The sequence below is a fragment of the Streptomyces harbinensis genome, from assembly GCF_900116145.1.
GTDB lineage: Bacteria > Actinomycetota > Actinomycetes > Streptomycetales > Streptomycetaceae > Streptomyces > Streptomyces carpaticus.
Window position 1 is genome coordinate 109,845 of sequence record NZ_FPAB01000011.1, and the last position, 24,051, is coordinate 133,895.

Genomic DNA, 24,051 nt, shown 5'->3' on the forward strand with positions numbered 1-24,051 from the left:
GGCCGCCCACACCCCACCGGCCCCCGCGCACGGGAGCATTGCCGGTGGCGCGCGCCCGAGACGTTCACGCCCCTCCTGCGCGGGGCGGGCCGCCGCGCCCCGGTCAGGGCCCGGGCCCGCCGCCCACCGCCCGCCAGGCGGCGGCCAGCGGCCGGGAGCAGAACCGGAACGCCGGGCCGTGCGCGGGCAGTTGCGCCACATAGCGGTCGGCACGCGCCAGCTCCCGCATCGCGTACCCGCGCAGCCGCGCCGCGTCCCAGCCGTCCGGCCAGAAGTCGACGCCCCGGCCCAGGTCCTCGCCCTTGTCCTGGTAGATGTTGACCGCCTGGAGCGCCCGGCCGTAGCCGACGCCCAGGGTGCGGTCCGAGCGGGTGCCGTCGTACCAGCTCCACAGATCGCTCAGCAGCAGGACGAGCGTGCCCGCCACCGCGTAGGTGTACCGGTCCAGATCGCGTTCGGTGTGGATGCGCCAGCCGTGCAGCGCCCAGCCGCCCATCCGTTCGGCCATCGTGGCGAACGTCTCCCGGATGCGGGGCGCGATCTGCGGCGGGGCCAGCTCCGCCCACTCCCCGATGCGCAGGGTGACTTCGGGCAGTTCCACCGAGCAGTCGGCCAGGACGGCCTTGAAGTCCTCGGGGCGGCAGCGCTCTTGCAGGACGGCGCTGATGCCGCACAGCAGAACGTCCTTTTCCTTGGGCGGGAGTTCGGGATGGTCCTCGATCTCATCAATGGCCCGCATGAGCAGATAAGCCGATGAAAGTGCTTCGTTCAGTCCCGCCGGCATCGTGGTCACCGGCACGTACCAGGTGGTGCTGTACTTCCGGATGGCCCGATGCGCTTCCAGCAAAGCAGCGGTCATCGCCCTAATCCCCTACGCAGTCATGGGCACTTTAGCGCCTTCTGGGTCAGCTTGCGTGAAGGGCCCGACAGGTGATGAGTGTGCACGGGGGTGGCGTGGGGACTCCGCGAACCGGCCGCGGCGGGGCCGGAGCCGCCGCTTCACTCTCCGGAGTGGTTTGCGGAAAGGACCGCGGGCGGAAAGGCGTAAGAGTCCGCACTCGCGTTTTCCCAGGAGAAGCCCCATGGCCCTCCCCGGCCCGGCCGCACCGCTCGCCCTGCCCGTCACCGCACGCCACCACCCCGAGGCCGGCCGGTTGACGCGGCACGCCCAGGAGTGGGCCGAGCGTTTCGAACTGATCAACGGGGCGGACGGGGCCGGCCGGCTCGCCCGCGGCGCCCCCGCGCGACTGGCCGCCGCCATGCTGCCGGACGCCGCCCAGCCCGAGGCGGACCTGGCCGCCTGCTGGATGACCTGGACCTTCTTCCTGGACGACGCCTACGAGGAAGGCCCGGGCGGCACCACCACCGCCTGGTCGGCGGTCACCGACACCTTCCGCCCGCTGCTCGCCTGGCAGCCGGCGCCCCCCGGCGCCCCGCCGCTGTTCCGCGCGCTCGGCGACCTCATGGACCGGCTCCGCCGGCACACCTCACCCGCCTGGCAACGCCGCTTCAGCGGCCACCTGGCCGACGCGCTCGCCGCCGTCCGCCGCGAGATCGCCCTGCGGGACACCGGTGTCCCGCCCACCCTGGCCGAGTACCGGACCCTGCGCCGCGACACCAGCGGCTTCGTCCCCACCCTCGACATCCTGGAGGTCTGCCACCGCGCCGAACTGCCCCCGGCCGTCCACGGCGCACCCGCCTACCAGGACCTGCTGCGGGCCGCCATCGACACCAACGCCTGGAGCAACGACCTCTACTCCCTGGACAAGGAAGTCGCCTGCGGCCTGGTCACCAACCTGGTGCTGATCCTGGAGCACGAACGCGGCCTGACCCGCGCCGCCGCACGCCGTACCGCCCGCGCCATGATCGAGGACCGCGCCGCCGACCTGACCCGCGCCCTGCACCGGCTGCCCCCGGGCGACGCCCCGGTCAACCGCTGCGCCACCGCCGTGGCCCACCTGGTCGCGGGCTGGCTGGAGTGGCACGCCCGGGGCACCGACCGCTACACCACCCCCGCCCCCGGGGCCGCACCGGTGCCGTCCGCCCGTACCGATCCGGACCGGCTGCCCGGCCGCCGCGCCCCGGGGAGCGCCCGCGGGTGACCGCCCGCGTACCGCCGCACACCGCGGAGGGGGGAGACTGGTTCCATGCAGCCACGCAATATGTCCATGAGCGGAGCCGTCGATCTCTCCGCGGTGAAGGCCGCCGCCGAGGCGAAGCAGAAGGCCGAGCAGGCCAGGGCCCAGCGGGCGGCCCAGCCGGAGGGCCAGGGCGCGTCGGCCGCCCGGCTGGTGATCGATGTCGATGAGGCGACCTTCGAGCAGGAGGTGCTCCAGCGCAGCGCCGAAGTGCCGGTGGTCATCGACTTCTGGGCCGAGTGGTGCCAGCCCTGCAAGCAGCTGAGCCCGGTCCTGGAACGTCTCACCCAGGAGTACGCGGGCCGGATCGTCCTGGCGAAGATCGACGTGGACAGCAACCAGATGCTGTTCCAGCAGTTCGGGGTGCAGGGCATTCCGGCCGTCTTCGCGGTCATCGCCGGCCAGGCGCTGCCGCTGTTCCAGGGCGCGGCGCCGGAGGCGCAGATCCGCCAGGTGCTCGACCAGCTGATCCAGGCCGCCGAGGAGCGGTTCGGCATCGTGGGCGTCCCGGCCGGGGCGGGCGAGGCGGACGGCGCCGAGCGGCCCGCCGCCCCCGAGCCGCCGTCGAACCCGACGCTGGCCGCCGCCCATGCCGCCCTGGACGCCGGGGACATGGGGGGTGCGATCCGCGCCTACGAGAACGTGCTGGCCGACGAGCCGGCCAACGAGGAGGCCCGGCTGGGCCTCGGCCAGGCGCGGCTGCTCGACCGGGTGCAGCACGCGGACGCGCAGGAGGTGCGGCGCGCGGCGGCCGAGCGTCCGGACGACGTCGCCGCGCAGCTGGCCGCCGCCGACCTGGATCTGGTGGGCGGCCATGTCGAGGACGCCTTCGGCCGGCTCGTGGACACGGTGCGGCGTACGGCGGGGGAGGACCGGGACGCGGCGCGGGTGCGGCTGCTGGAGCTGTTCGAGGTGGTCGGCCCGGAGGACGGGCGGGTGACGGCGGCCCGGGGTGCGCTGGCGCGGGTGCTCTTCTGAGTCATAGTCTGTTCATCTGCTGAGCCGTCGCGGCGGTCGCGGTTTGCCAAATCTTGGTAATCGCGACCGCCGCTACGTTCTGTGGTGTGACTCACGGTTTGAACGGGCTGATGTCCGGTTCGCCTCGGTGCGGGGGCAGTTGCCGTTCTCACTCTCCGTGCTCCGGTGGGAAAGGTCAACAACCCAGCGCTACAAGGCATTTACCGACTGGTAACCAGCCCCTTGTGCCATTCCGTGAGATGCACCACGATCGGCCAGACCGGTGGAGCCATGACCGGTCCGGGCGTCAGGGGGGTACCCGCCACTCAGGCGGGTCCTGACACCCGGGGAGACCGTGCTGTCGGCGGTCAGTGGCTGTCGCCGGGGTGCAGCCCGGTGGCTTTGCTTCTCCCCTCCTGGCCTCCAGGCGGTCCACCCCGTGAGGGGGCACCCCCGGGCCACCGGATGCCGGAGCCGGAGCAGTTCGTCCGAGAAGGAGGAAAGTCATGGAGTCACAGCCTCGCGGCGGCACCAGATGGAAGCGATTCGGTCTGGTCATGGTGCCGAGCGTGGCCGCCACCGCCGCGATAGGCATCGCGTTCGCCCAGGGGGCGCTCGCGGCGTCGTTCGCTGTTTCGGGACAGCAGTTCAAGGTCACCGCGGAGGTGCTGGACGGCACCGGGTTCACCCAGTACGGGGCGCAGGACGTCAAGCACAACGGCGAGCGCATCCCGGTCGCGGTCTCGTCGTTCGAGACCGCGACGATCACCGGTCTGTGCCAGTCCGTCGTGGTGCCCACCCCCTTGGGCAACATCACCGTCAAGATCACCGCGGGCAACGGTGACAGGAAGGTGCAGGCACAGAACCTCTTCATCGACATCAACAACCTGGACGCCGACGCCACCTTCACCAACATCGACATCGGAGTGAGCGCCGACCACACCACCAAGGGCCCCGGCCCGGCCCAGGGCGACGACTACGTCCCCGGTTCGTTCGCGCAGCAGGCCGACGGAGCACTGCTCACGAACCTCAAGCAGACCGCTTGGGCCACCTCGGCCGGTACCTTCAAACTGCCGGGGCTCAGCCTGAGTCTGCACCGCGGCAAGAACGAGTGCTACTGACGGAAGTGAGGTCCGCCCGGAGCGGGAGGCAGCACCGCTCCTGCCTCCGGGCCGGCCCACCCGAGCACCACCCAACATCATCGCCGGGTCCGGTCAGCGCAGGGCCGCCGTCCGGAGCCACGCCAGGGGAGCACCGCGCACATGAGCACCACCACCCAGGAAGAGAACCGGACCTCGCGCCTGACCAGGGCCCGGGTGGCCTTCCGGCACTGGCGCTGGCGCCGCCCGTTCTGGGCCGGGCTGTTCACCACCCTCGCCGGGCTGCCGATCGTGTACTTCCCGTACGCCACCGTCACCATCGCGGATCTGACCATCAGAATGGCCACCACCGCCGGGGCCGGTTCGCTGGTCATCGGGGCGCTGCTGATCGTGCTCGGCCAGACCATGTGGTTCCAGCCGCACTCGCGGATATTCTCCGGGGTGGCCTCCATCATGCTGGTGCTGGTCTCCCTGGTCGTCTCCAACGTCGGCGGCTTCGGCATGGGCTACCTGCTCGGCCTGATCGGCGGCGGGATGAGCATCGCCTGGGCGCCGGGGGAGCCGGTGGCCGACAGCCCCGCCGACCCGGCCCCGGACACCGGCGCGGACCGTCCGGCGTCCGGGACGACCGCCGCCGCGCCGGCGCCGGCCGCGCCCGGCCCGATGCCCGGCGTACCGGGCCCGGAGCCGGTGTCCGGCACCGGCAGTGCGCTCGCCGGTTTCGCGGGCGGGAGCACGGAGCGGGGGATCGACCCGGAGAAGGAGAAGGACCGTGTCGAGTGAGGAGATACCCCCGGCGGACGACGCGGGCTCCGCGCGGCACGCCGCCCCCCGCAAGTCCCTGTTGCGCCGGCTGCACATGCCCATCTCGCTGGCTGCCATGCCCTCCGCCGCCCTGCTCGGCATGGGGCTGACCTCCTCGCTGGCCAAGGCCGACCCGCAGGGCGAGAACCCGTTCTCCGGCACCGCGTGCGTGGAACTGCCGGACCAGCAGATCGCCGAGATCGAGGACCCGCCCGCCGAGGAGGCGCCGGCGGAGCAGGAGACCACGGCGGTCACCGAGGAGGACGCGGAGCGGGCGGCGGCCGAACGGGAAGCCGCCGAACGGGAAGCCGCCGAACGCGAGGCCGCGGAACGGGAAGCGGCCGAGCGGGAAGCGGCCGAGCGGGAAGCGGCGCGGCGCGCGGAACTCACCGCCCCGGACCCGGACCCCGGCGCGGACGCCGCCGGACCGGCTGACCCCGACCCCGACCCGGACCCGGAGACCGCCCCCGGCCCGGGCGACGCCGCCGCGCCGCCCCCGGACGCCCCGCAGGACCCCGCCGCGCCGGACCGCACCGACCCGGCCCACCCGGACTACAACCCGTGGGACCCGCTCGGACTCGGCCCCGCCCTGGAGCAGTTCGGCCGGGACGTCGTGGACTTCTTCACCCCGGGCGGCAAACAGCAGCCCCCGCCCGAGGAGAGCGACCGGGAGCCGGCCGCCGAGCCGCCCCCGGAGGCCGAGGAGAGCGATCCGGCCGAGCGCACCGAGCCCCCGCAGAACCGCGCCCGCGACCCCAGGGAGGAGTCCGGGACGGCGGGCGAACTCCCGGTACCCGATGAGCCGCAGGAACCGGACGAGCCCGGCAACGATCCCGGCAACGAGCCGGGCGACACCACCGGAGCGGACACCGCGGGACCGGCGGACGAGGAGCCGCAGGACACCGCCGGGGCCGGGGACGGCGCGGAGGAGCCGCCCGAGCCCGAACGCGACGTGGTGCACGACCCGGCCGCCGAGGACGAGAAGCCGGGACTGCCCTGCCCGGTGGAACTGCGGGTGCCCGGCACCGACGAGCGCACCCCCGTCGTCATCGCCGACAAGCCCTGGTACCTGGAGGCCACCTCACTGACCCTGCGCGGCCTCGAATACCACGGCGTCGTCAACGTCACCACGGCCAGCGGCACCGTCAAGCAGGCGCTGAAGTTCACCGCCCGCGAGGTCGACATCGGCGATCTGCACCAGATCGTGGAGGGCGCCGACGGGCTGCACCACCATGTGGCCACCGAGTCCGGCAGCGTCTCCACCTTCCGGGACGGCACCGTCACCATGTACACGGAACGGATGACCGGCCGGCTGTTCGGCGTGATCCCGGTGGAGTACGACGCGGAGCACCAGCCGACGTTCGACCTCCCGTACGCCCACTTCACCGGCGTGCGCCTGACCCAGGCCGCCCAGTTCGGCGGGACCCTGACGATGACCGGGATGCGCCAGTACATGACGGGCCGCTGACCGCCCCGGCCACCCGGCCGGGGCACCCGGGGCCCGCCGTCACACGACGGAGCCCGGATCCCGCCGACGGCGGGATCCGGGCTCGCGGGGCCGTGCGGGCCGGGCGTCAGACGCCCTGCTGGCCGCCCAGGTGGTGCACCCGCACCATGTTGGTGGTGCCGGCCACCCCGGGAGGCGAACCAGCGGTGATGATCATGGTGTCGCCCCGGTGGTAGCGGTTCAGCTTCAGCAGCTCCGCGTCCACCAGCTCCACCATCTCGTCGGTGTGGCTCACCCACGGCACCACGAAGGTCTCCACGCCCCAGGTCAGCGTCAGCTGGTTGCGGGTCGAGGGGTCGGTGGTGAAGGCCAGGATCGGCTGCACGGCCCGGTACCGGGACAGCCGGCGCGCGGTGTCACCGGACTTGGTGAAGGCCACCAGCGACTTCGCGTCCAGGAAGTCCGCCATCTCGCACGCCGCGCGCGCCACCGAACCACCCTGCGTCCGCGGCTTCTTGCCCGGCACCAGCGGCTGGAGGCCACGGGAGAGCAGCTGCTCCTCCGCCGCGATCGCGATCTTCGACATCGTCTTGACCGTCTCGATCGGATACCGGCCGACCGAGGACTCGGCCGAGAGCATCACCGCGTCCGCGCCGTCCAGGATCGCGTTGGCGACATCGGACGCCTCCGCGCGGGTCGGCCGCGAGTTGGTGATCATCGACTCCATCATCTGGGTCGCCACGATCACCGGCTTCGCGTTGCGCCGGCACAGGTCGATCAGCCGCTTCTGGACCAGCGGCACCTTCTCCAGCGGGTACTCCACGGCGAGGTCGCCGCGCGCCACCATGACGGCGTCGAACGCGAGGACGACCTCCTCCATGTTCTCCACCGCCTGCGGCTTCTCCACCTTGGCGATCACCGGCACCCGGCGGCCCACCCGGTCCATGACCTCGTGCACGTCGCGCACGTCGTCCGCGTCGCGCACGAAGGACAGCGCCACCATGTCGGCGCCCAGCCGCAGCGCGAACTCCAGGTCCTCGACGTCCTTCTCGGACAGCGCGGGGACGTTCACCGCGATGCCCGGCAGGTTGATCCCCTTGTGGTCGGAGATCACCCCGCCCTCGATGACGATGGTCCGCACCCGCGGCCCGTCCACCTCCAGCACCTGGAGCGAGACGTTGCCGTCGTTGATGAGGATGGTCTCGCCCTTGGCGACATCGCCCGGCAGGCCCTTGTACGTGGTGCCGCAGATGTGCTTGTCGCCGGCCACGTCCTCGGTGGTGATGGTGAACTCGTCACCGCGCTCCAGCTCGACGGGGCCGTCCGCGAAGGTCTCCAGACGGATCTTGGGGCCCTGGAGGTCGGCCAGGACACCGACGGCCACGCCGCAGTCCTCGCTCGCCTTGCGCAGCCGGTGGTACCGCTCCTCGTGCTCCTGGTGGCTCCCGTGGCTGAAGTTGAAACGGGCCACGTTCATACCGGCGTCGATGAGCGCCTTGAGCTGCTCATAGGAGTCGACGGCGGGGCCCAGGGTGCAGACGATTTTGGAACGGCGCATGCCGACGATCCTATCGTTTTGTTCCGTACCGGAATAATGGCGGCCCCGCCGCCCCGCCGTTCAGGGGCTGACCAGCGTGAACGCCTGGCTCGCGATCTCCAGTTCCTCGTCCGTGGGGACGACGGCGACCGCCACGGAAGCGTACTGCGGCGAGATGAACCGGGGGCCACTGCCGGGCGTCGTGTTCCGCTTCTCGTCCACGACCACCCCGAAGCCCACCAGCCCCTCCACGGCGGCGGCCCGCACGTTCGCGGCGTTCTCCCCGACCCCGGCGGTGAAGGCGATCGCGTCCACCCGGCCCAGCACCGCGTAGTACGCGCCGATGTACTTCTTCAGCCGGTAGGTGTAGATCGCGAACGCCAGCCGGGCGGCGGCGTCGCCCTCCGCCATCCGGCGGGTGATCTCCCGCATGTCGTTGTCGCCGCACAGCCCGACCAGACCCGAACGCTTGTTCAGCAGGACGTCGATCTCGTCCACCGACATCCCGGCCACCCGGGAGAGATGGAAGATCACCGCCGGATCGATGTCGCCGGACCGGGTGCCCATCACCAGACCCTCCAGCGGGGTCAGCCCCATGGAGGTGTCCACGCACCGGCCGCCCGCCACCGCCGAGGCGGAGGCGCCGTTGCCCAGATGCAGCACGATGACGTTCACGTCCGCCACGTCCTTGCCCAGCAGCTCGGCGGTGCGCCGCGACACATACGCGTGCGAGGTGCCGTGGAAGCCGTACCGCCGCACCCGGTGCGCGTCGGCGGTGGCCGTGTCGATGGCGTACCGGGCGGCGTACTCCGGCATCGTCGTGTGGAACGCCGTGTCGAACACCGCGACCTGCGGCACCCTCGGGTTCAGCTCCAGCGCGGTGCGGATACCGGTCAGATTCGCCGGGTTGTGCAGCGGGGCCACCGGCACCAGCCGCTCGATCTCGGCGATCACCTCGTCGGTGATCACGGTCGGCTCGGTGAACCGCAGCCCGCCGTGCACCACCCGGTGCCCGATGGCCGCCAGCCGCGGGTCGTCCAGCCGGTGGCCGTCCGCCGCCAGCTCGTCCGCCGCCGCCCGCAGCGCCGCCGTGTGGTCGGGCAGCGGCACATCGGTGCGCTCGCGCCGCTCGCCACCGGCCGGCGTGTGCACCAGCCGGGCACCCGCCTCGCCGATGCGCTCCACCAGGCCCGCGGCGAGCCGGGACTGGTCGGTCATGTCGAACAGCTGGTACTTCACCGAGGAAGAACCGGAGTTCAGCACGAGGACACGGGAGGGGTGCTCGGTCACGGATTCACTTTCTGCTGGGTCTGCCGCTGGGCCTGGATGGCGGTGATGGCGACGGTGTTGACGATGTCCTGCACCAGCGCGCCGCGCGAGAGGTCGTTGACCGGCTTGCGCAGCCCCTGGAGGACCGGGCCGACCGCGATGGCGCCCGCCGAGCGCTGCACGGCCTTGTAGGTGTTGTTGCCGGTGTTCAGATCGGGGAAGACCAGCACCGTGGCCTGGCCCGCGACCTCCGAACCCGGCAGCTTCGTGGCGGCCACGGACGGCTCCACCGCCGCGTCGTACTGGATCGGGCCCTCCACCAGCAGGTCGGGCCGGCGCCGGCGCACCAGCTCGGTGGCCGCCCGCACCTTGTCCACGTCCGCGCCGGAGCCGGAGGTGCCGGTGGAGTACGACAGCATCGCGATCCGCGGCTCCACCCCGAACTGGGCGGCGGTGGTGGCCGACTGGATGGCGATGTCGGCCAGCTGCTCGGCGTCGGGGTCGGGGTTGACGGCGCAGTCCCCGTACACCAGCACCTTGTCGGCCAGGCACATGAAGAAGACCGAGGAGACGATGGCCGCGTCCGGCTTGGTCTTGATCACCTCGAACGCCGGACGGATGGTGGCGGCGGTGGAGTGGACGGCGCCGGAGACCATGCCGTCGGCCAGCCCCTCCTGCACCATGAGGGTGCCGAAGTAGGACACGTCCGAGACCACGTCCCAGGCCAGCTCGTAGGTGACGCCCTTGTGCGCGCGGAGCCTCGCGTACAGCTCGGCGAAACGTTCCCGCAGCGGGGAGGTCTGCGGGTCCACCACCCGGGCCACACAGGCGGTCGCGGTGGCGGCGGGGTCGATGGCGTCCGCCGCGCCGTGCAGCCGCAGATCGATGCCCAGATCGGCGGCCCGCTTGCGGACCGCGCCCTCCTCGCCCAGCAGCGTCAGGTCGCACACATTGCGGCGCAGCAGCACCTCGGCGGCGCGCAGCACCCGCTCCTCGGTGCCCTCGGGCAGCACCACGTGCCGGCGGCCCGACCGGGAGCGTTCGATCAGCTCGTGCTCGAACATCATCGGCGTCACCCGCTCGCTGCGCACCACCGAGAGCCGTTCGGTGAGCTGGGCGGTGTCCACGTGCGTCTCGAACAGGCCGAGCGCGATCTCCGCCTTGCGCGGGGTGGCGGCGGTCAGCTTGCCCTCCAGGCCGGACAGCTCGGCGGCGGTGTGGAAGGTGCCGCCGGGCACCGAGAGGACGGGCGTACCGGGCGCGAGCCGGGCGGCCAGCGCCATGGTCTCGGCGCCGGGGTGCTCACCGAGGGTGAGCAGGACGCCGGCGATCGGCGGGGCGCCGGCGGAGTGCGCGGCGAGGGCGCCGACGACCAGGTCGGCGCGGTCACCGGGGGTGACGACCAGCGAGTGCTCGCGCAGCGCGGTGAGGAAGGTGGGCAGCATGGCGCCGCCGATGACGAAGTCGCGGACGTCGCGGGCCAGCCCGGTGCGGTCGCCCAGCAGCACCTCGGCGTCCAGCGCCTCGGCGATCTGGGTGACGGTGGGCGCGGAGAGCGCGGGCTCCTCGGGGAGCACGTAGACCGGCTCGGGGAGGTGGGTGCCCAGCTCGCGGGCGGCAGCGGCGGCGTGCGAGTCGCGGACCCGGTTGGCGATGGTGGCGATCACCTCGCAGCCGAGCGAGGTGAAGGCGTGGTGGGCGTTGCGGACCTCGGCGACCACCGATTCGGCGCTCTGGTCGAGGCCGGCGACCACCGGGAGTACGACGGAGCCGAACTCGTTGGCCAGCCGGGCGTTCAGGGTCAGCTCGGCGGGCAGCTGGGTGTCGGCGTAGTCGGTGCCCAGGACCAGGACGGCCTCGTAGTCGCGGGCCACGTTGTGGTAGCGCTCCACGAGGGCGGTGACGAGTTCGTCCATGCCGTGCTCGGCCTGAAGCGCGGCGGCCTCGGCGTAGGCCATGCCGCGCGCGTCCTCACGGGACTGGGAGAGCCGGTACCGGCCGCGCAGCAGCTCGAACACGGGGTCGGGCCCGGGGTGGGCGAGGGGGCGGAAGACCCCGACCCGGTCCACCTGGCGGGTCAGCAGTTCCATGACCCCCAGTTCGATCACCTGGCGGCCGTCGCCGCGGCCGATGCCGGTCACGTACACGCTGCGGGTCATCGCACCGCTCCCGCGCCGGTACGGGCGTACGCCGTTGTGTCGGCTGTCAGGGACATCACTGCCGCCCTCATTGTCATCCAATCGTATAGCTCTACAGTCTTGACAATACCCAGGACGCTGAGTAACCGGCGCGGCGGGTCGGGGTGGGCGATCCGTTCACGATGTGAGCAGGGGAGTCCGGTGGGGTCCACGGGCGTGAAACAATTCGGGCGGCCTCGACGAAGCGGCCCCGCGCCACCCTCCCGATCCCCGAAGAGGAGAGCATCCCCATGCGTATCGGAGTTCTCACCGCGGGCGGTGACTGCCCTGGCCTCAACGCCGTGATCCGCTCGGTCGTCCACCGGGCCGTCGTCGATCGCGGCGACCAGGTGATCGGGTTCGAGGACGGCTTCAAGGGCCTGCTGGAAGGCCGCTACCGCGAACTCGACATCAACGCCGTCTCCGGCATCCTCGCCCGCGGCGGCACCATCCTCGGCTCCAGCCGGCTGGAGCGGGCCCGGCTGCGCGAGGCGTGCGACAACGCCGAGGCGTTCCGGCACAAGCTCGGCCTCGACGCCCTGATCCCGATCGGCGGCGAGGGCACCCTGACCGCAGCGCGGATGCTCGCGGAGGCCGGCATCCCGGTGGTCGGCGTCCCCAAGACGATCGACAACGACATCTCCGCCACCGACCGTACGTTCGGTTTCGACACGGCGGTCGGTGTCGCCACCGAGGCCATAGACCGGCTCAAGACCACGGCCGAATCGCACCAGCGGGTGATGGTGGTCGAGGTCATGGGCCGGCACGCGGGCTGGATCGCCCTGGAGTCCGGGATGGCGGGTGGAGCGCACGGTATCTGTATTCCAGAGCGCCCCTTCCAGGTCGATGATCTGTGCAAAATGGTCGAAGAACGTTTCGCTCGCGGCAAGAAGTTCGCCGTGATCTGCGTCGCCGAGGGCGCCCGCCCCGCCGAGGGCTCCATGCCGTACGAGAAGGGCGAGATCGACCCGTACGGCCACGAGCGGTTCGCCGGCATCGGCAACCGGCTGGCGTCCGAGCTGGAACAGCGGCTCGGCAAGGAGGCCCGCCCGGTCATCCTCGGCCACATCCAGCGCGGCGGCACCCCCACCGCGTACGACCGGGTGCTCGCCACCCGCTTCGGCTGGCACGCCGTGGAGGCGGCCCACCGGGGCGAGTTCGGCAAGATGACGGCGCTGCGCGGCACCGAGATCGTGATGGCCCCGCTGGCGAGCGCCACCGCCGACCTCAAGCGGGTGCCGCAGTTCCGGATGGACGAGACCGAAGCGGTGTTCTGAGCCCGCCACCACCGCCGGGGCCCGGACCGGGCCCCGGCGGTGCTGTCCCGCCAAAGGGTGGGAAAGCGGGGAAAAGCAGGACAAGGAGCGGTGTTGTCATGGGCGGCTGCCGCCCTAGCGTGACCGACCATGCATCTCATATCACTGTGGAAGCGGACGGTCGCGGCAGGAGCGGGGGTCGCCGCGGGCGCCGCCCTCCTCACCGGGCCCGCCGCCGCGACGGACCGGTTACCGGGACCGGCGGCCTACCACGAACAGACGCTGGAATGGACCGACTGCGGCGCGGTCGGCGCCGACCCCGCGACCGTCCCCGAGCCGTACCGGACGGCCGCGGCCGGCCTCGCGGACGAGACGGCCGGCATCGAATGCGCGCCGCTCACCGTCCCGCTCGACTACACCGACCCCGGCGGCGAGACCCTCACCCTCGCCCTCTCCCGCATCCGCGCCACCGACCCCGACCGGCGCACCGGCGTCCTGCTGTCCAACCCCGGCGGCCCCGGCGGCTCCGGCCTGGCCATGCCCCTGCTCCTCCAGGAGTTCATGGGCGAGGCGGCCGGCCGCTTCGACCTCATCGGCTTCGACCCCCGCCTCACCGGCGCCAGCACCCCGCTCGACTGCCGCTGGCCGGTCGGCTCCGGCGTCCGCTCCTCCGGCCCCGACGTGATCAGCTACCTGCACGCCGCCGCCTTCCAGCGCGACCTCGCCGAACGCTGCCGCACCCACGCCGGTGACGTCCTCCCGTACGTCACCACCCGCAACACCGCCCGGGACATGGACGTCATCCGCGCGGTGCTCGGCGAGGACCGCATCTCCTACCTCGGGTACTCCTACGGCAGCTACCTCGGCGAGGTCTACACCCAGCTCTTCCCCGGCCGCACCGACCGCGTCGTCCTGGACGGCGTCATCCACCCCGACCGGTACACCCCGAACCTGATGGCCGGCGCCGAACGCGCGGGCGAGGACGCCCTGCGCGCCTGGGCCGACTGGACCGCGGAACGGCACGACGAGCACGGCCTCGGCGCCGACCGCGCCGCGGTACTCGCCGGCGTCGACCGGGTGATCGCCGCGTCCCAGCGCGCCCCGCTGCGGATCGGCGACCACACCCTGGACCGGTACACCGTCCCGCTCCTTCTCTTCAGCAGCCTCGCCACCGCGGGCGACGCGGACCGCGCCTGGCTGGCCGACTTCACCGGCCTCCTGCTGCGGGCCGCCGACGGCGAGCACGTCGAACCGGACGCGGACCTCGCCCTGCGACTGGAGTTCGTCACCACCGGACTCGGTTCGACCTACGCCAGCGGCCAGATCGCCGTCCTGTGCGGCGACGCCGCCGAACGGCGCGGCATCGCCGACTACTGGCTCGACATCCGGCGCGAGGCCGCCCACCACCCGTTCGTGGCACCCGTCACCCGCAACATCACGCCGTGTGAGTTCTGGGACCCGCCGGCCGAGGCACCCACCGTGCTGGACAACGACATCCCGGCCCTGCTGGTCGCCGCCACCGGCGACACCCGTGTCGCGTACGAGGGGACGGCGGAGATGCGGCGGGATTGGCCCTCCTCCCGGCTCGTCACCCTCCACGACGTACCGCACCACGCGGTGTACGGGTTCTACGGCAACACGTGCGTCGACGACCTGGTCAACGACTACCTGCGCACCGGCGTGCTGCCGCGGCACGACGTGAGCTGCACCGAGTAGGTGTGTTGTTCCGGCCCGGTCGGGCGCTCTCAGAGCGCCCGACCGGGCGCGGACAACGCCTCGACGGCGTTCTCGATCAACTGCCGGGCGGCCTCCCCGTGCACGGCGAGATCGGCGAGGGCGGCGAAGGTACGCGCGTAGGCGGCGACCTCGTTCGGCTGCGTGACGGTGAGATAGGCGGCGACCAGCTCGACATTGACCTGGTCGTCGTCGAACAACCAGAAACTCTCGACAGGCCACATGCCGGTACGGTCCGCGTCCAGCGGAATCACTCCCAGGCTGAGGTTCGGAAGCTTCGCCAACCGCAGCAGGTTGCCCAGCAACTCCGCCATGTCCTCGCGTTTGCCGATGCGGTTCCGGAGAACGCTCTCCTCCAGCAGGAAAGCAAAGCGCCGAGGCCCCTCATAAAGCAGGCGTTGCTTGTCCATGCGTACCTGAACAGCCGCTTCAAGGTCATCGATGGGCACCCGGCGGTCCTTGATCGACCTCAGCACAGCCCCGGTGTAAGCACGGGTCTGGAGCAGACCGGGAAAGACCGCGGACGCATAGGTGCGAAAGTGCCGGGTCCGTTCCCAGACCGGCAGCACCGACTCCTGCGCCCGACGCAGTCCAGAACGCTCCATCCGCTGCCATTCCACATATGCGCCTTGAATGTTGCGCGCGGTGGCGATGAGATCCGCAGCGAGATCCGTGGCGTCACAATGCCGGGTCCAAGTGCGCAGATCGCTGTCGGAGGGCAGGGTCCGGCCATTTTCGAGACGGCTGCACTTCGACTCATGCCAACCGGCCCGAGCGGCCAGCTCGCGAGCGGTGAGACCGGCGTCCTTCCGGATCTCGCGCAACCGCTGAGCCAGTGCTGCTCGGGCCTGCTGAGTGTTCGACGATGAAATCACCAGGTCAGTCTGGCTGATACTCCTCGTGCGGTGTGGCCCGCTCCCACACGGTGGCGAAGGCGGAGGCGCACAGCTTGATGGTGTCGGGGTCGGTGACGATCTCCTTGCCCGTCATGTCGCCATCTCCACTGAAGTGGTTGATGAGCAGTCTGACCCCGTCGATCAGCCAGAAGTCATTCCCCGGCAGTGCGATGCCGGTTGCCTGCCTGCGCGGCAGCCAGCGCACTTCCTCACCGGCCGCGATGTTCAGTGGACTGGTGAGTTCGTGCTCGTACCGGATGTAGCGGGAGATCGGCTCGGAGATGATCCGGGCCCGGTGCACCTCCACACCACGGGACACGGTGGTGGAGATCAGGTTCTTCCACCACGACCACCGAGGATCGCTTCCATTGAACGCACCTCCCGAAGCCCATGCCCTGTAGTTTTCATCCAGCATGTAGCCGTCGCGCATCTCCAGGTGATACGCGCTGTGCTGAGCGCTGTTCAGCAGCTCGTCGAACGAGAGGTCAGCGGCCATTGGCCACCTCCGGGAAGAACTGCATCATGCGCTTCGGGAACTCGATCACCGTCTCGTGACCGGGGATGTCGAGTTGCGCCAGTCGGCTGGCATCCGTGACCCGCCAGCCCTGAAGGATGTAGTTCCCACTCTCCTCGTCCAGATAGATCGTGGGCGAGCCGCCGTCGGGGCTCTTCGGATCCTTGCCCAACTTGATCAACGCCATGCTTCCTCCCTTGCGCCGGGTGACGACTGGTAGCCACGATCTTGCACTCAGTCATCAGCGGGCCGCCATCGGCTTGCACGGACTTCTACATGTTCCCCGGGTCGTTCGGGCAGGGCATGGTCCGGCCCGCCGCCGACTTGTGCGGGCAGCACACCACCGCGACATGCACCATGCCCGGGCCGGGCGGTGCGGGATGCCACCAGCGCCACACGTCGTCCTCGCCGTGGGAGAGGGTGACCTCGCTGTACTGGCGGCGGTTGTCCGGGTCCACATGGGTCACGGTGGGGGTGCTCGCGTCCCACTGCGCCCGCATCCAGTCGGCCGCCGCCCCGGCGGTCGTCCAGGTGCCCTGGATGAGACGCGCCTTCAGCAGGTAGTGAGCAGTGCTCTCCGGCGGCAGCACCGAGGCGGGGAACTCGGCGGTGCCCGCCGTCCGTTCCGGCTGGTGCTTGTAGGAGTAGAGATCGTTGCCGTTGCCGATCCACAGGAAGCCGTGCCAGTGCAGGCCCGGCCGGTCGGCCGGCGGTCCGCCGCGCAGGACGGTTCGCCAGTCGATGTCCACACGGTTCATGGGTAGGTCGCTCAGCCTTCTGACGGTGGGGTGTCACTCGGGACGCAGGGCCGCCTCGCGTATGAGGCCGGCCATGGCGACCTGGTCGAGCGTCAGCAGCGCGCCGACCAGGTAGGCGCGCATCTCCCGCACCGCCCTGTCCGGGGCCGAGGTGATCTCGGCCGGCGCGACGGCGGCCCGCATGGCCGGGTCGCGCAGCGCCCGGTCCAGTACCGCGTCCGTGAGCTGCTCCGCGACCCAGTGCCAGGTGCGTTCCTTGAGGGCGATGGTCAGATGGAGCGAGGGCTCCCCGCCGACCGTGTACGGCGAGTGGACGTAGCCCCTGGGCAGCCACAGCACATCGCCGGGCCGCAGGGTGTAGGTCTCCTCGGGCGCGGCGTGCTCAAGGTAGCGCCGCTGCTCTGCCGTGAACCCCAGCTGGTGGAAGCTCAGATGTCCGCGCACCGGATTGGCCACGAACGGCCGGTGCGTGGGCCATGCCTTGCTGCCGGACAGCTGGACGATCAGCGTCAGGTAGGGGTCGTAGTGGTATTTGAGCCCGTGCGCGCCCGCCGGTGTGTAGTACGCGTTGACGTGGACGGCGTAACCGGTCTCCGTCACCAGTTCCCGGTGCAGCACGGCGAGCGACGGTTTCAGCCGTTCCAGCTGCCGCAGCGACAGGGTGCCGCCTCCCTCCAGGTGGCGCCGCAGCGCTCCCCGGCGCGGGGTGTCGCCGTCCGCGTAGCGGAACGGCTCGACGGGCCGGTTCTCCTTGAGCAGTGCGACGTTCCGCAGGCCCAGACAGTCGTGGTCGATGAGATCGTCCACCTCCTGCCGGGTCAGCAGCGAGCGGAAGCTGTCGGGCGGGCGGTGGAACAGGTGGGGCGTGGTCGGCCACGCGTCGAGGAACCTCTCGGCGTCGTCGATGAGAGCCGCCAGGGCCATGGGAGGACTCCGGAGTGGGAGGGGACGGTACGCTCCCGGGCGGGGATGTCTCTGGCTCCAACAGAGGCATCCCCACCCGCAGCCGTGAGGGCGCTCAATCGAGTGCGGCGAGCCGGTGGGCCGCCGCGATCAGTTCGGCCTTGGTGAAGCGCAGCTCGGGACTCTCGTCGCCGAGCTTGGTATCCCGGACCGCGTACCCGCCGCCCGCCAGTTCGGCGAGGGTGAGGCAGTCCTCCATCGTTCCGTCGTTGTCCTCGCCGCCCCCGCACAGCGCGTGGAACGGGCCGGTGATGGCCTGGTCGTACAGGTTCTCTGGCATGACCAGCACGGTAGGGACGGCTGGAGCGGGGCCTCAATCGACTTGCGCCGGTGTGCACGGATTCACCCGAGCGTCGCCATCGGCCCAGATGACGCGCACGGGGTTGCCCAGCATGAGGGAGCACAGCGGCGCGGCGGACTCCGGAGAGCGGGCGAGGCTGAACGCGTGGTGCCCCTCCCGCAGCACGCGCCTCGGTGCCCTCGTCACACGCCGGCCGCCAGGCCACGACGGGCCTACTCCGCGACCGCCGCCCGGTTCAGGGACGCGGTCCGGAACGCGGTCAGTGCCGCGTGGCGCTCGTTGAGTGCGGCCATGGTGTTCTCCAGCCGGTCCAGCTCGGCGGCCAGGGTGCGCAGTACCTCGGGGCACGGGTCGGCCCCGGCGTCCGCGCCGTCCGCGCACGGGAGCAGCGCGCGGATGGCCTCGGTGGGCAGCCCGGCGGCCAGCATCTCCCGGATCCGGGCGACCGTGCGCGGGGCGTCGGCCGCGTACTGCCGGTAGTTGTTCGGGTCCCGCTCGGACGTGAGCAGTCCGCGCTGCTCGTAGTAGCGCAGCAGCCGGGCGGGCACCCCCGTACGGCGTGACAACTCCCCGATCAGCATGATCCCCGTCACCCTCCTTGACCTTGACACCGGTGTCAGGGATCAACGTGGGGGCATGCCCGTTTCCTTCCCGCCCCTGGCCACCGCCGTCACCGGCTCCGGCCCCGCCCTGCTGCTCGCCCACGGCGCCACCGGGTCCATCGCCGGCAACTACGCCCCGGTCATCCCGGCGCTCGCCACCGCCCACACCGTCGTCGCCCCCGACTACCCCGGCTCCGGCGCCACCCCGCCCGCCGGGCCGCTCGACCTGGACACGCTCACCGACGCCGTCGTGGACGCGGCCGTCTCCCGGGGCCACGCGAGGTTCGCGCTGCTCGGCTTCTCGCTCGGCACCACCGTCGCCGTCCGGGCCGCCGTGCGCCACCCGGAGCGGGTGCGCGCCCTGGTGCTCACCGCCGGATTCGCCCGCGCCGACGCCCATTTGCTCGGGCTGCTCCCCGGCTGGCGGGCGGCCGAGCCGGCCCGCGTCCACCCGCACATCGACCTCGTCCCGCACCTGGACACCACCGCCGACCTGCCCCGGATCGCCGTTCCCACCCTGGTGATCGCCGCAGCCCGCGACAGTATGGTGCCGCCCGCCAACTCCCGTCTTCTCGCCGACCGCATCCCCGGAGCCCAGTACGCGGAAACCGACACCGATCACGTCGCGATGGCGGAGGACCCGCGCGGCTGGCTGGCGCCCGTGCTCACCTTCCTGCGACAGGAGCGCATATGACCCCGACCCCCGTTCTCGAAGCCGTCCTGCCCAGCGAGCGGGCCGACGCCGACCCGCGCGCCCTGGCCGCACTCGCCCGGCAGGCCGAGGACCTGGGCTACGCGGCGGTGTGGCTGCCCGACCACCTGCTGCCGCCCGGCCCGTACGGACCGGTGTACGGCGGCGTCCACGAACCCCTGGTCACCCTCGGCTACCTGGCCGCCGTCACCCACCGGATCCGGCTGGGCACCTCCGTCCTGGTGCTGCCGATGCGCAGCCCCTTCGTGGTGGCGAAGCAGGCCGCCACCCTCCAGCAACTCTCGGCGGGCCGGCTGGCCCTGGGGGTGGGCATCGGCTGGGACCGCGCCGAGTTCGCGGCCGTTGGCGCCGACTTCGAGCGGCGCGCGGCCCGCACGGACGAGGCGCTGCGGCTGCTGCGCCATCTCACCGAGGGCGGGGACGGGCCGTTCGAGGGCGAGTTCCACGGGTACGAGCGCGGCGTGTTCGCCCCGCACCCGGCGCCCCGGCTGCACCTGATGACCGGCGGCACCTCCGCGCCCGCTCTGCGCCGGGCCGCCCGGTACGCGGACAGCTGGCAGGCGTTCGCGCTCACCCCGCCGGAGTTCGCCGACCGCGCCGCCCGGCTGCGCGAGCTGGCCGGCGCCCGGCGGGTGGCAGCAACCACCCGGATCGCGTGGACGGACGCCCGCACCACGGCGGCCGAGGCGCGCGCGTTCGGGGCGGCCGGGGCCGCGGCGGTGGCCGTGCACTTCGGCCCGGACGACGGCGGGTACGGGGAGCGGATGACGGCCCTGGCGCGGGAGTGGTCCGCCGGGTCCTGACCGCGGCCAACCGCCCGCGGACGTCCGCCGGTTGGCCCCTCACCCCCGCCGGTACCGGCCTGACCTGCTCCTCCGCGGCCCGTGGTGCCCGCCGCGGCATGAGATAGGTTCATCGTCCATGGATATCGCGATCAGATCCGGATACGTCGTTCCCGTCGCCGCCGAACCCATCGACGGCGGCACCGTCCTCATCATCGACGGCAAGATCGCCGCCGTGGGCCCCGACGCCGAGGTGACCGTCCCCGAGGGCGTCACCACGGTGGACGCGGCCGGCTCCTGGGTGCTGCCCGGCTTCGTCGAGGCGCACGGCCACATCGGTGTCCACGAGGAGGCCGAGGGCTGGGCCGGCCAGGACACCAACGAGATGACCGACCCCAACGGCGCCCGGCTGCGCGCCCTGGACGCCATCAACCCAGCCGACACCGGCTTCGCCGACGCCCTCGCGGGCGGCGTCACCAGCGCCGTCATCAAGCCCGGCTCCGGCAACCCGATAGGCGGTCAGACCGTCGCGGTGAAGGCCTGGGGCCGCACCGTGGAGGAGATGCTGATCCGCGAGCCGGTCAGCGTCAAGAGCGCGCTGGGCGAGAACCCGAAGCGGGTGTACGGCGAGAAGAAGCAGCTGCCCTCCACCCGGCAGGGCGTGGCGGCCGTCATCCGGGACGCGTTCACCCGCGCCCAGGACTACGCCGCCAAGCGGGCGCACGCCGAGGCCGAGGGCACCCCCTTCGACCGCGACCCCACCCTGGAGGTCCTCACCCGGGTGCTGGACGGCGAACTGCCCTGGTGCCAGCACGCCCACCGCGCCGACGACATCGCCACCGCGCTGCGGCTGGCCGACGAGTTCGGCTACCAGGTCGTCGTCAACCACGCCACCGAGGGCCACCTGATGGCGGACGAGATCGCCCGCCGCGACGTCCCGGTCATCACCGGCCCGCTGTTCACCACCCGCAGCAAGGTGGAACTGCGCCACCGCACCCTGGCGGGCCCCGGCATCATGGAACGGGCCGGCGTCAAGGTCGCGATCACCACCGACCACCCGGTGGTGCCGATCAACTTCCTGGTGCACCAGGTGACCCTGTGCGTCAAGGAGGGCCTGGAGCGCTCCACCGCGCTGCGCACCATCACCACCCACCCCGCCGAGATCCTGGGCCTGGACGACCGCGTCGGCTCGCTGACCCCCGGTCTCGACGGCGACGTGGTGATCTGGTCCGGCGACCCGCTCGATGTGATGAGCCGCGCCCAGCGGGTCTTCATCGAGGGCCGCGAGGTCTACACGTACGACGCGACGGCGCGCAAGGGCACCGTCCTGGACCCGTACTACCGCGAGGCGACGGTCTGATTCCCCGACCGGCCGGCCCCCGCACCGCACGGCGCTGGGCCGGCCGGTGCCTGCGGCATTGCGGTTGCGGCCTCCGGCACCGGCGGGGGAGGGTACGACGGTGGAAGCGCGAGAGATCGCCCTGCCCGTCGCCGGTGGGGGAGGGGAACTGGCCGCCATCGACTTCGGCGGGGGTTCCGGCGGGCCCGAGGTGCTGCTGGTGCACGGCAGCGGGCACAACGCCGCCGCCTGGACGGATGTCGCCGCCGAACTGGCGCCGCACTGCGGGCGGCTGGTCGCCGTCGATCTGCGCGGGCACGGCCGCACCGCCCTGGACTCCACCGCCGCCGACCAGTACTGGCGCGACCTCGGCGATGCCGTGGCCGCGCTCGGCTGGCAGCGGCCGGTCCTGGTCGGGCACTCGCTCGGCGGGTACGCCGTCACCGCCGCCACCGCGGCCGGGCTGATCGAGCCGGCCGCCGTGTGCACGGTGGACGGCCTGGTCCTGGACGACCGTGCCACCGCGGCCCGGCGGCACGCCGGCTGGCGCAAGCCGTCCGCGCACGAGGACCTGCGGGAGCTGTTCCGCTACGGCTGGCGGGCCACCGCCGACGAGCGCGACGCCCATGTCGAGGAGTGCGTGCGCCGGTCCCCGAAGGACTGGCTGAACTCCGGCGCCCGCCCCGGGCTGCTGCGGGAGCTGACGGCCCGCTCGTTCGTGCCGGACGGGGAGCACTGGGTACGCCGCCCGCTGATCGAGGAGATCGTCACGCTCAACACCGCCAACCCGGCGGACCCGGTGTACCCCTCCGTCGATGTGTACGACCTGCTGCACTGCCCGTTCACCGTCGTCCTGGCCACCCGGGGCTTCTACGCCCAGCGCCGCGCGGAGGTGGTGGCGCTGACCGAGGCCCGCCCCGAGCGCACCCTCATCGACATCGACTCCCACCACAACGTCCCCACCGCCCACCCGGCGGCCCTGGCGGCGATCATCAAAGGACTGCGATGACCTCCGGCACGCCCGGTCTCCCCGCCCCGACCTGCTGGCCCCGGCCTCGACGGCAGCGCCCCGTACGGCATCACCGCCAGCCCGGACGGGGCGCTGTGGTGGGTGGAGATCGCGGCCGGCCGCGTCGGGCGGATCACCACCGGCGGGGAGATCAGCGGCTTCCCGCTCCCCGATCCGGCCGCCAGGCCGCACGTCATCGCCGCCGATCCCACGGGTGACGGCTGCTGGTTCACCGAGTGGGGCGCCGGGAGCATCGGTCATGTCGCGCCCGACGGGACGTTCCGCCACGCGCGGCTGCCCGCTCCGGGCGCCGAGCCGCACGGACTGGCCGTGACGGCGGACGGTACCGTTTGGGCCGCTCTGGAGAGCGGCCGGCCGGCCCGGCTGCGGCCCGCCTGAACACCGGATCGGGCGGGCCGCAGCCGGCCCCAGCGGGAGCGATCGGTACGCGACCGGTACGCGGACGGCACCACGCCGCCCGCCGCCGGCGGTCCGTCAGGGGTTGACGGTGTGCGGCATCCAGGCCCGCAGGGGGCGCTGGATCAGCTCCCGGTAGCTGTGGTGGGAGGGGTTGCGCGCGGCATGGTCGCGCACCCAGTCCGCCACGTCCTGCTGGACGGTCGAGCGGGATGAGGTGCGGCGGCACACCGCGCACTGGGCGCCGAACGTGATGGGCTCGGCGTCCGGCTCCTCGTCCGGCGCGACGGTCCACGCCTGGAACTGGAACAGAGCACGGGTCACTTGGCGCCGCCTTCCTTGCTCAGGCGGTTGGCGGCGCTGAGCGCGTTGGCCTTGCGGACGTCGGCGCGCAGTTTCTCCGAGGTACGGGGGTGGGCCGGGGTGGGCGCGGCGGGAGGTGGGGTTGGTGCGGGGGTCATGCGGTGGGGTGCCCTTCTCCGGTTGAGCGGGGGGAAGCGGCCTCGCGAGGGCGCCACGTGCGATGGCGCAGAGCAACGGTACCGCGACCGTCCGCAGCACGGCAGCGGTTTCGCCGCGAACAGGTTGTGAAGAGGGGGCGTGTGGGGGCGCTGTGATGTGTGCGCCTGCCCCTACCGCGTGCGCCCGTCCGCCTGTCGTGCTTCGGTCCGTGCCGCCCGGCGGGCGAACACCTCGTCCCGCTGTTCGGCCATGGCGCGCAGCGCCCGTTTGCGCTCCCGCTGCGAGAGCCGGTCCACGTAGAGCCGCCCGGCCAGATGGTCGCTCTCGTGCTGGAGGCAGCGGGCGAAGTAGCCGCGCCCCTCCACGGTCAGCGGGTTGCCGTCCTTGTCCTTGCCGTGCACGGTGGCCAGATCGGGCCTGGCCACCGTCAGATACGGGCCGGGCACGGACAGGCAGCCCTCGGGCTCCTCGGCCAGGGTGGCCCCGGTGTCCGGTTCCACACTCGTCCTCCATCGGATAGCTGGCGAGGGGACCACGTGCGTTTACGGATGGGGGAATCGTTTCTCAGGGCTGTGTTGACCTTGACTGTGTTTCGCAGCCTGCATGATTGGCCTCGGCTAGATGTGTACCGTGTGTAGTGATTGCATGACTGGGGCGCTGAAGGTTGGCCAGTATTCCGGAGGTGTGTATGACTTGGGCCTGCACGTGGTGTGGTGCCCGAAATGCCGTCGTCGTGTGCTCGGTGGCCGGGTCGCGGCGCGGCTGCGTGAGCTGATCGAGGTTTCCCGCACCTCAAGAGCCGGATGCCCATGCTGTGGTCGTCGTGGTTCTTCGTCGCCTCAGCCGGCGCCGTCTCGGCGGACACGGTGGAGAAGTA

At 72.1% G+C, this 24,051-nt stretch carries 24 protein-coding genes and 3 pseudogenes; 13 read left to right on the top strand and 14 right to left on the bottom strand.

Annotation, left to right across the window (positions count from 1 at the left end):
- Positions 1-103: 103 nt before the first annotated feature.
- Positions 104-859, bottom strand: a complete 756-nt coding sequence (locus BM385_RS23965) for a squalene/phytoene synthase family protein (RefSeq protein WP_037756093.1) — start codon at positions 857-859, stop codon at positions 104-106.
- A gap of 223 nt (positions 860-1,082) precedes the next feature.
- Between BM385_RS23965 and BM385_RS23970 the strand changes: the two genes are divergently transcribed.
- The 5 genes from BM385_RS23970 (at position 1,083) to BM385_RS23990 (ending at position 6,467) form a co-directional block, all read left to right on the top strand.
- On the top strand, positions 1,083-2,102 hold the full coding sequence (locus BM385_RS23970) for a terpene synthase family protein (RefSeq protein WP_093844336.1): 1,020 nt from the start codon (positions 1,083-1,085) through the stop codon (positions 2,100-2,102).
- Positions 2,103-2,147: 45 nt separating this feature from the next.
- A complete protein-coding gene (locus tag BM385_RS23975) occupies positions 2,148-3,116 on the top strand; it encodes a tetratricopeptide repeat protein (RefSeq protein ID WP_093844337.1) in 969 nt (322 codons plus the stop codon).
- Between the two features lie 485 nt (positions 3,117-3,601).
- Positions 3,602-4,216 carry a DUF6230 family protein gene (locus tag BM385_RS23980; protein ID WP_026047514.1) on the top strand — a complete coding sequence of 205 codons (615 nt, stop codon included), beginning with the start codon at positions 3,602-3,604 and terminating at the stop codon, positions 4,214-4,216.
- A gap of 141 nt (positions 4,217-4,357) precedes the next feature.
- Entirely contained in the window at positions 4,358-4,978 is a 621-nt protein-coding gene (locus tag BM385_RS23985) for a DUF6114 domain-containing protein (RefSeq protein ID WP_093844338.1), read from the top strand.
- Positions 4,968-6,467 (top strand): ICP22 family protein, encoded by a 1,500-nt coding sequence (locus BM385_RS23990; protein WP_093844339.1) that lies wholly within the window; start codon positions 4,968-4,970, stop codon positions 6,465-6,467. Before BM385_RS23985 ends, BM385_RS23990 begins: the two co-directional genes overlap by 11 nt.
- A gap of 106 nt (positions 6,468-6,573) precedes the next feature.
- Here BM385_RS23990 and pyk read toward each other — a convergent pair whose 3' ends face one another.
- The 3 genes from pyk to pta are packed head-to-tail and all read right to left on the bottom strand — an operon-like array spanning position 6,574 to position 11,411.
- The gene (gene pyk / locus BM385_RS23995; RefSeq protein WP_019434361.1) at positions 6,574-8,004 is read right to left on the bottom strand and encodes a pyruvate kinase; all 1,431 of its coding nucleotides are present in this window, start codon (positions 8,002-8,004) and stop codon (positions 6,574-6,576) included.
- 60 nt (positions 8,005-8,064) lie between these two features.
- Positions 8,065-9,273, bottom strand: coding sequence for an acetate kinase (locus tag BM385_RS24000; RefSeq protein ID WP_019434360.1), 1,209 nt, complete (start codon positions 9,271-9,273; stop codon positions 8,065-8,067).
- Entirely contained in the window at positions 9,270-11,411 is a 2,142-nt protein-coding gene (gene pta, locus BM385_RS24005) for a phosphate acetyltransferase (RefSeq protein WP_019434359.1), read from the bottom strand. Before pta ends, BM385_RS24000 begins: the two co-directional genes overlap by 4 nt.
- A 269-nt stretch (positions 11,412-11,680) precedes the next feature.
- Between pta and BM385_RS24010 the strand changes: the two genes are divergently transcribed.
- Both BM385_RS24010 and BM385_RS24015 read left to right on the top strand, forming a co-directional pair.
- Entirely contained in the window at positions 11,681-12,706 is a 1,026-nt protein-coding gene (locus tag BM385_RS24010; RefSeq protein ID WP_019434358.1) for an ATP-dependent 6-phosphofructokinase, read from the top strand.
- 129 nt (positions 12,707-12,835) lie between these two features.
- The gene (locus BM385_RS24015) at positions 12,836-14,401 is read left to right on the top strand and encodes an alpha/beta fold hydrolase (protein WP_019434357.1); all 1,566 of its coding nucleotides are present in this window, start codon (positions 12,836-12,838) and stop codon (positions 14,399-14,401) included.
- A gap of 29 nt (positions 14,402-14,430) precedes the next feature.
- Here the strand turns inward: BM385_RS24015 and BM385_RS24020 are convergent, their stop codons facing one another.
- The 7 genes from BM385_RS24020 to BM385_RS24050 all read right to left on the bottom strand — a co-directional run bounded on the left by BM385_RS24020 (position 14,431) and on the right by BM385_RS24050 (position 18,432).
- Positions 14,431-15,294: a helix-turn-helix domain-containing protein gene (locus tag BM385_RS24020; RefSeq protein ID WP_093844340.1), complete on the bottom strand. Its 864-nt coding sequence runs from the start codon at positions 15,292-15,294 to the stop codon at positions 14,431-14,433.
- 4 nt (positions 15,295-15,298) lie between these two features.
- Positions 15,299-15,811, bottom strand: a complete 513-nt coding sequence (locus tag BM385_RS24025) for a DUF6879 family protein (protein ID WP_019434355.1) — start codon at positions 15,809-15,811, stop codon at positions 15,299-15,301.
- Positions 15,801-16,016 carry a hypothetical protein gene (locus BM385_RS24030; RefSeq protein WP_019434354.1) on the bottom strand — a complete coding sequence of 72 codons (216 nt, stop codon included), beginning with the start codon at positions 16,014-16,016 and terminating at the stop codon, positions 15,801-15,803. The genes BM385_RS24025 and BM385_RS24030 overlap by 11 nt, the downstream gene beginning before the upstream one ends.
- Before the next feature lie 85 nt (positions 16,017-16,101).
- On the bottom strand, positions 16,102-16,587 hold the full coding sequence (locus BM385_RS24035) for a hypothetical protein (RefSeq protein WP_019434353.1): 486 nt from the start codon (positions 16,585-16,587) through the stop codon (positions 16,102-16,104).
- A gap of 33 nt (positions 16,588-16,620) precedes the next feature.
- On the bottom strand, positions 16,621-17,511 hold the full coding sequence (locus tag BM385_RS24040) for a JmjC domain-containing protein (protein ID WP_093844341.1): 891 nt from the start codon (positions 17,509-17,511) through the stop codon (positions 16,621-16,623).
- A 94-nt stretch (positions 17,512-17,605) separates the two neighbouring features.
- Positions 17,606-17,830 carry a DUF397 domain-containing protein gene (locus BM385_RS24045; protein WP_037756120.1) on the bottom strand — a complete coding sequence of 75 codons (225 nt, stop codon included), beginning with the start codon at positions 17,828-17,830 and terminating at the stop codon, positions 17,606-17,608.
- Between the two features lie 233 nt (positions 17,831-18,063).
- Entirely contained in the window at positions 18,064-18,432 is a 369-nt protein-coding gene (locus BM385_RS24050) for a MerR family transcriptional regulator (protein WP_093844342.1), read from the bottom strand.
- A gap of 55 nt (positions 18,433-18,487) precedes the next feature.
- On the opposite strand from BM385_RS24050, the gene BM385_RS24055 reads away from it, so the two are divergent.
- The 5 genes and pseudogenes from BM385_RS24055 to BM385_RS24075 form a co-directional block, all read left to right on the top strand.
- Positions 18,488-19,147: an alpha/beta fold hydrolase gene (locus BM385_RS24055; protein ID WP_093844343.1), complete on the top strand. Its 660-nt coding sequence runs from the start codon at positions 18,488-18,490 to the stop codon at positions 19,145-19,147.
- The gene (locus tag BM385_RS24060) at positions 19,144-19,968 is read left to right on the top strand and encodes a TIGR03619 family F420-dependent LLM class oxidoreductase (RefSeq protein WP_093844344.1); all 825 of its coding nucleotides are present in this window, start codon (positions 19,144-19,146) and stop codon (positions 19,966-19,968) included. Before BM385_RS24055 ends, BM385_RS24060 begins: the two co-directional genes overlap by 4 nt.
- Before the next feature lie 118 nt (positions 19,969-20,086).
- On the top strand, positions 20,087-21,307 hold the full coding sequence (locus BM385_RS24065) for an amidohydrolase (protein WP_093844345.1): 1,221 nt from the start codon (positions 20,087-20,089) through the stop codon (positions 21,305-21,307).
- Between the two features lie 100 nt (positions 21,308-21,407).
- Positions 21,408-22,295, top strand: coding sequence for an alpha/beta fold hydrolase (locus BM385_RS24070; RefSeq protein WP_093844346.1), 888 nt, complete (start codon positions 21,408-21,410; stop codon positions 22,293-22,295).
- 63 nt (positions 22,296-22,358) lie between these two features.
- Positions 22,359-22,694 (top strand): annotated as a pseudogene (locus BM385_RS24075) (Vgb family protein); the annotation flags it as partial.
- 96 nt (positions 22,695-22,790) lie between these two features.
- On the opposite strand, the gene BM385_RS24080 reads toward BM385_RS24075, so the two are convergent.
- From BM385_RS24080 to BM385_RS24085, 3 genes and pseudogenes are all read right to left on the bottom strand, one after another.
- Entirely contained in the window at positions 22,791-23,036 is a 246-nt protein-coding gene (locus BM385_RS24080; RefSeq protein WP_019434343.1) for a DUF7848 domain-containing protein, read from the bottom strand.
- The gene (locus BM385_RS27355; RefSeq protein WP_019434342.1) at positions 23,033-23,173 is read right to left on the bottom strand and encodes a hypothetical protein; all 141 of its coding nucleotides are present in this window, start codon (positions 23,171-23,173) and stop codon (positions 23,033-23,035) included. Before BM385_RS27355 ends, BM385_RS24080 begins: the two co-directional genes overlap by 4 nt.
- Before the next feature lie 171 nt (positions 23,174-23,344).
- A pseudogene (locus BM385_RS24085) lies at positions 23,345-23,668 on the bottom strand (peptide deformylase); the annotation flags it as partial.
- 151 nt (positions 23,669-23,819) lie between these two features.
- On the opposite strand from BM385_RS24085, the pseudogene BM385_RS24090 reads away from it, so the two are divergent.
- Positions 23,820-24,051, top strand: a pseudogene (locus BM385_RS24090) (IS200/IS605 family transposase); the annotation flags it as partial.

Excerpts from the sequence above, each read along its gene's own strand:
- BM385_RS23970 (WP_093844336.1), top strand. The coding sequence starts at position 1,083 with ATGGCCCTCCCCGGCCCGGCCGCACCGCTCGCCCTGCCCGTCACCGCA.
- BM385_RS23980 (WP_026047514.1), top strand. The coding sequence starts at position 3,602 with ATGGAGTCACAGCCTCGCGGCGGCACCAGATGGAAGCGATTCGGTCTG.
- BM385_RS24010 (WP_019434358.1), top strand. The coding sequence starts at position 11,681 with ATGCGTATCGGAGTTCTCACCGCGGGCGGTGACTGCCCTGGCCTCAAC.
- BM385_RS23985 (WP_093844338.1), top strand. The coding sequence starts at position 4,358 with ATGAGCACCACCACCCAGGAAGAGAACCGGACCTCGCGCCTGACCAGG.
- BM385_RS24045 (WP_037756120.1), bottom strand. The coding sequence starts at position 17,830 with ATGCCAGAGAACCTGTACGACCAGGCCATCACCGGCCCGTTCCACGCG.
- BM385_RS24025 (WP_019434355.1), bottom strand. The coding sequence starts at position 15,811 with ATGGCCGCTGACCTCTCGTTCGACGAGCTGCTGAACAGCGCTCAGCAC.
- BM385_RS24065 (WP_093844345.1), top strand. The coding sequence starts at position 20,087 with ATGGATATCGCGATCAGATCCGGATACGTCGTTCCCGTCGCCGCCGAA.
- BM385_RS24035 (WP_019434353.1), bottom strand. The coding sequence starts at position 16,587 with ATGAACCGTGTGGACATCGACTGGCGAACCGTCCTGCGCGGCGGACCG.
- BM385_RS24015 (WP_019434357.1), top strand. The coding sequence starts at position 12,836 with ATGCATCTCATATCACTGTGGAAGCGGACGGTCGCGGCAGGAGCGGGG.
- BM385_RS24055 (WP_093844343.1), top strand. The coding sequence starts at position 18,488 with ATGCCCGTTTCCTTCCCGCCCCTGGCCACCGCCGTCACCGGCTCCGGC.
- pta (WP_019434359.1), bottom strand. The coding sequence starts at position 11,411 with ATGACCCGCAGCGTGTACGTGACCGGCATCGGCCGCGGCGACGGCCGC.
- BM385_RS24050 (WP_093844342.1), bottom strand. The coding sequence starts at position 18,432 with ATGCTGATCGGGGAGTTGTCACGCCGTACGGGGGTGCCCGCCCGGCTG.
- pyk (WP_019434361.1), bottom strand. The coding sequence starts at position 8,004 with ATGCGCCGTTCCAAAATCGTCTGCACCCTGGGCCCCGCCGTCGACTCC.
- BM385_RS23965 (WP_037756093.1), bottom strand. The coding sequence starts at position 859 with ATGACCGCTGCTTTGCTGGAAGCGCATCGGGCCATCCGGAAGTACAGC.
- BM385_RS24060 (WP_093844344.1), top strand. The coding sequence starts at position 19,144 with ATGACCCCGACCCCCGTTCTCGAAGCCGTCCTGCCCAGCGAGCGGGCC.
- BM385_RS24030 (WP_019434354.1), bottom strand. The coding sequence starts at position 16,016 with ATGGCGTTGATCAAGTTGGGCAAGGATCCGAAGAGCCCCGACGGCGGC.
- BM385_RS23975 (WP_093844337.1), top strand. The coding sequence starts at position 2,148 with ATGCAGCCACGCAATATGTCCATGAGCGGAGCCGTCGATCTCTCCGCG.
- BM385_RS24040 (WP_093844341.1), bottom strand. The coding sequence starts at position 17,511 with ATGGCCCTGGCGGCTCTCATCGACGACGCCGAGAGGTTCCTCGACGCG.
- BM385_RS27355 (WP_019434342.1), bottom strand. The coding sequence starts at position 23,173 with ATGACCCCCGCACCAACCCCACCTCCCGCCGCGCCCACCCCGGCCCAC.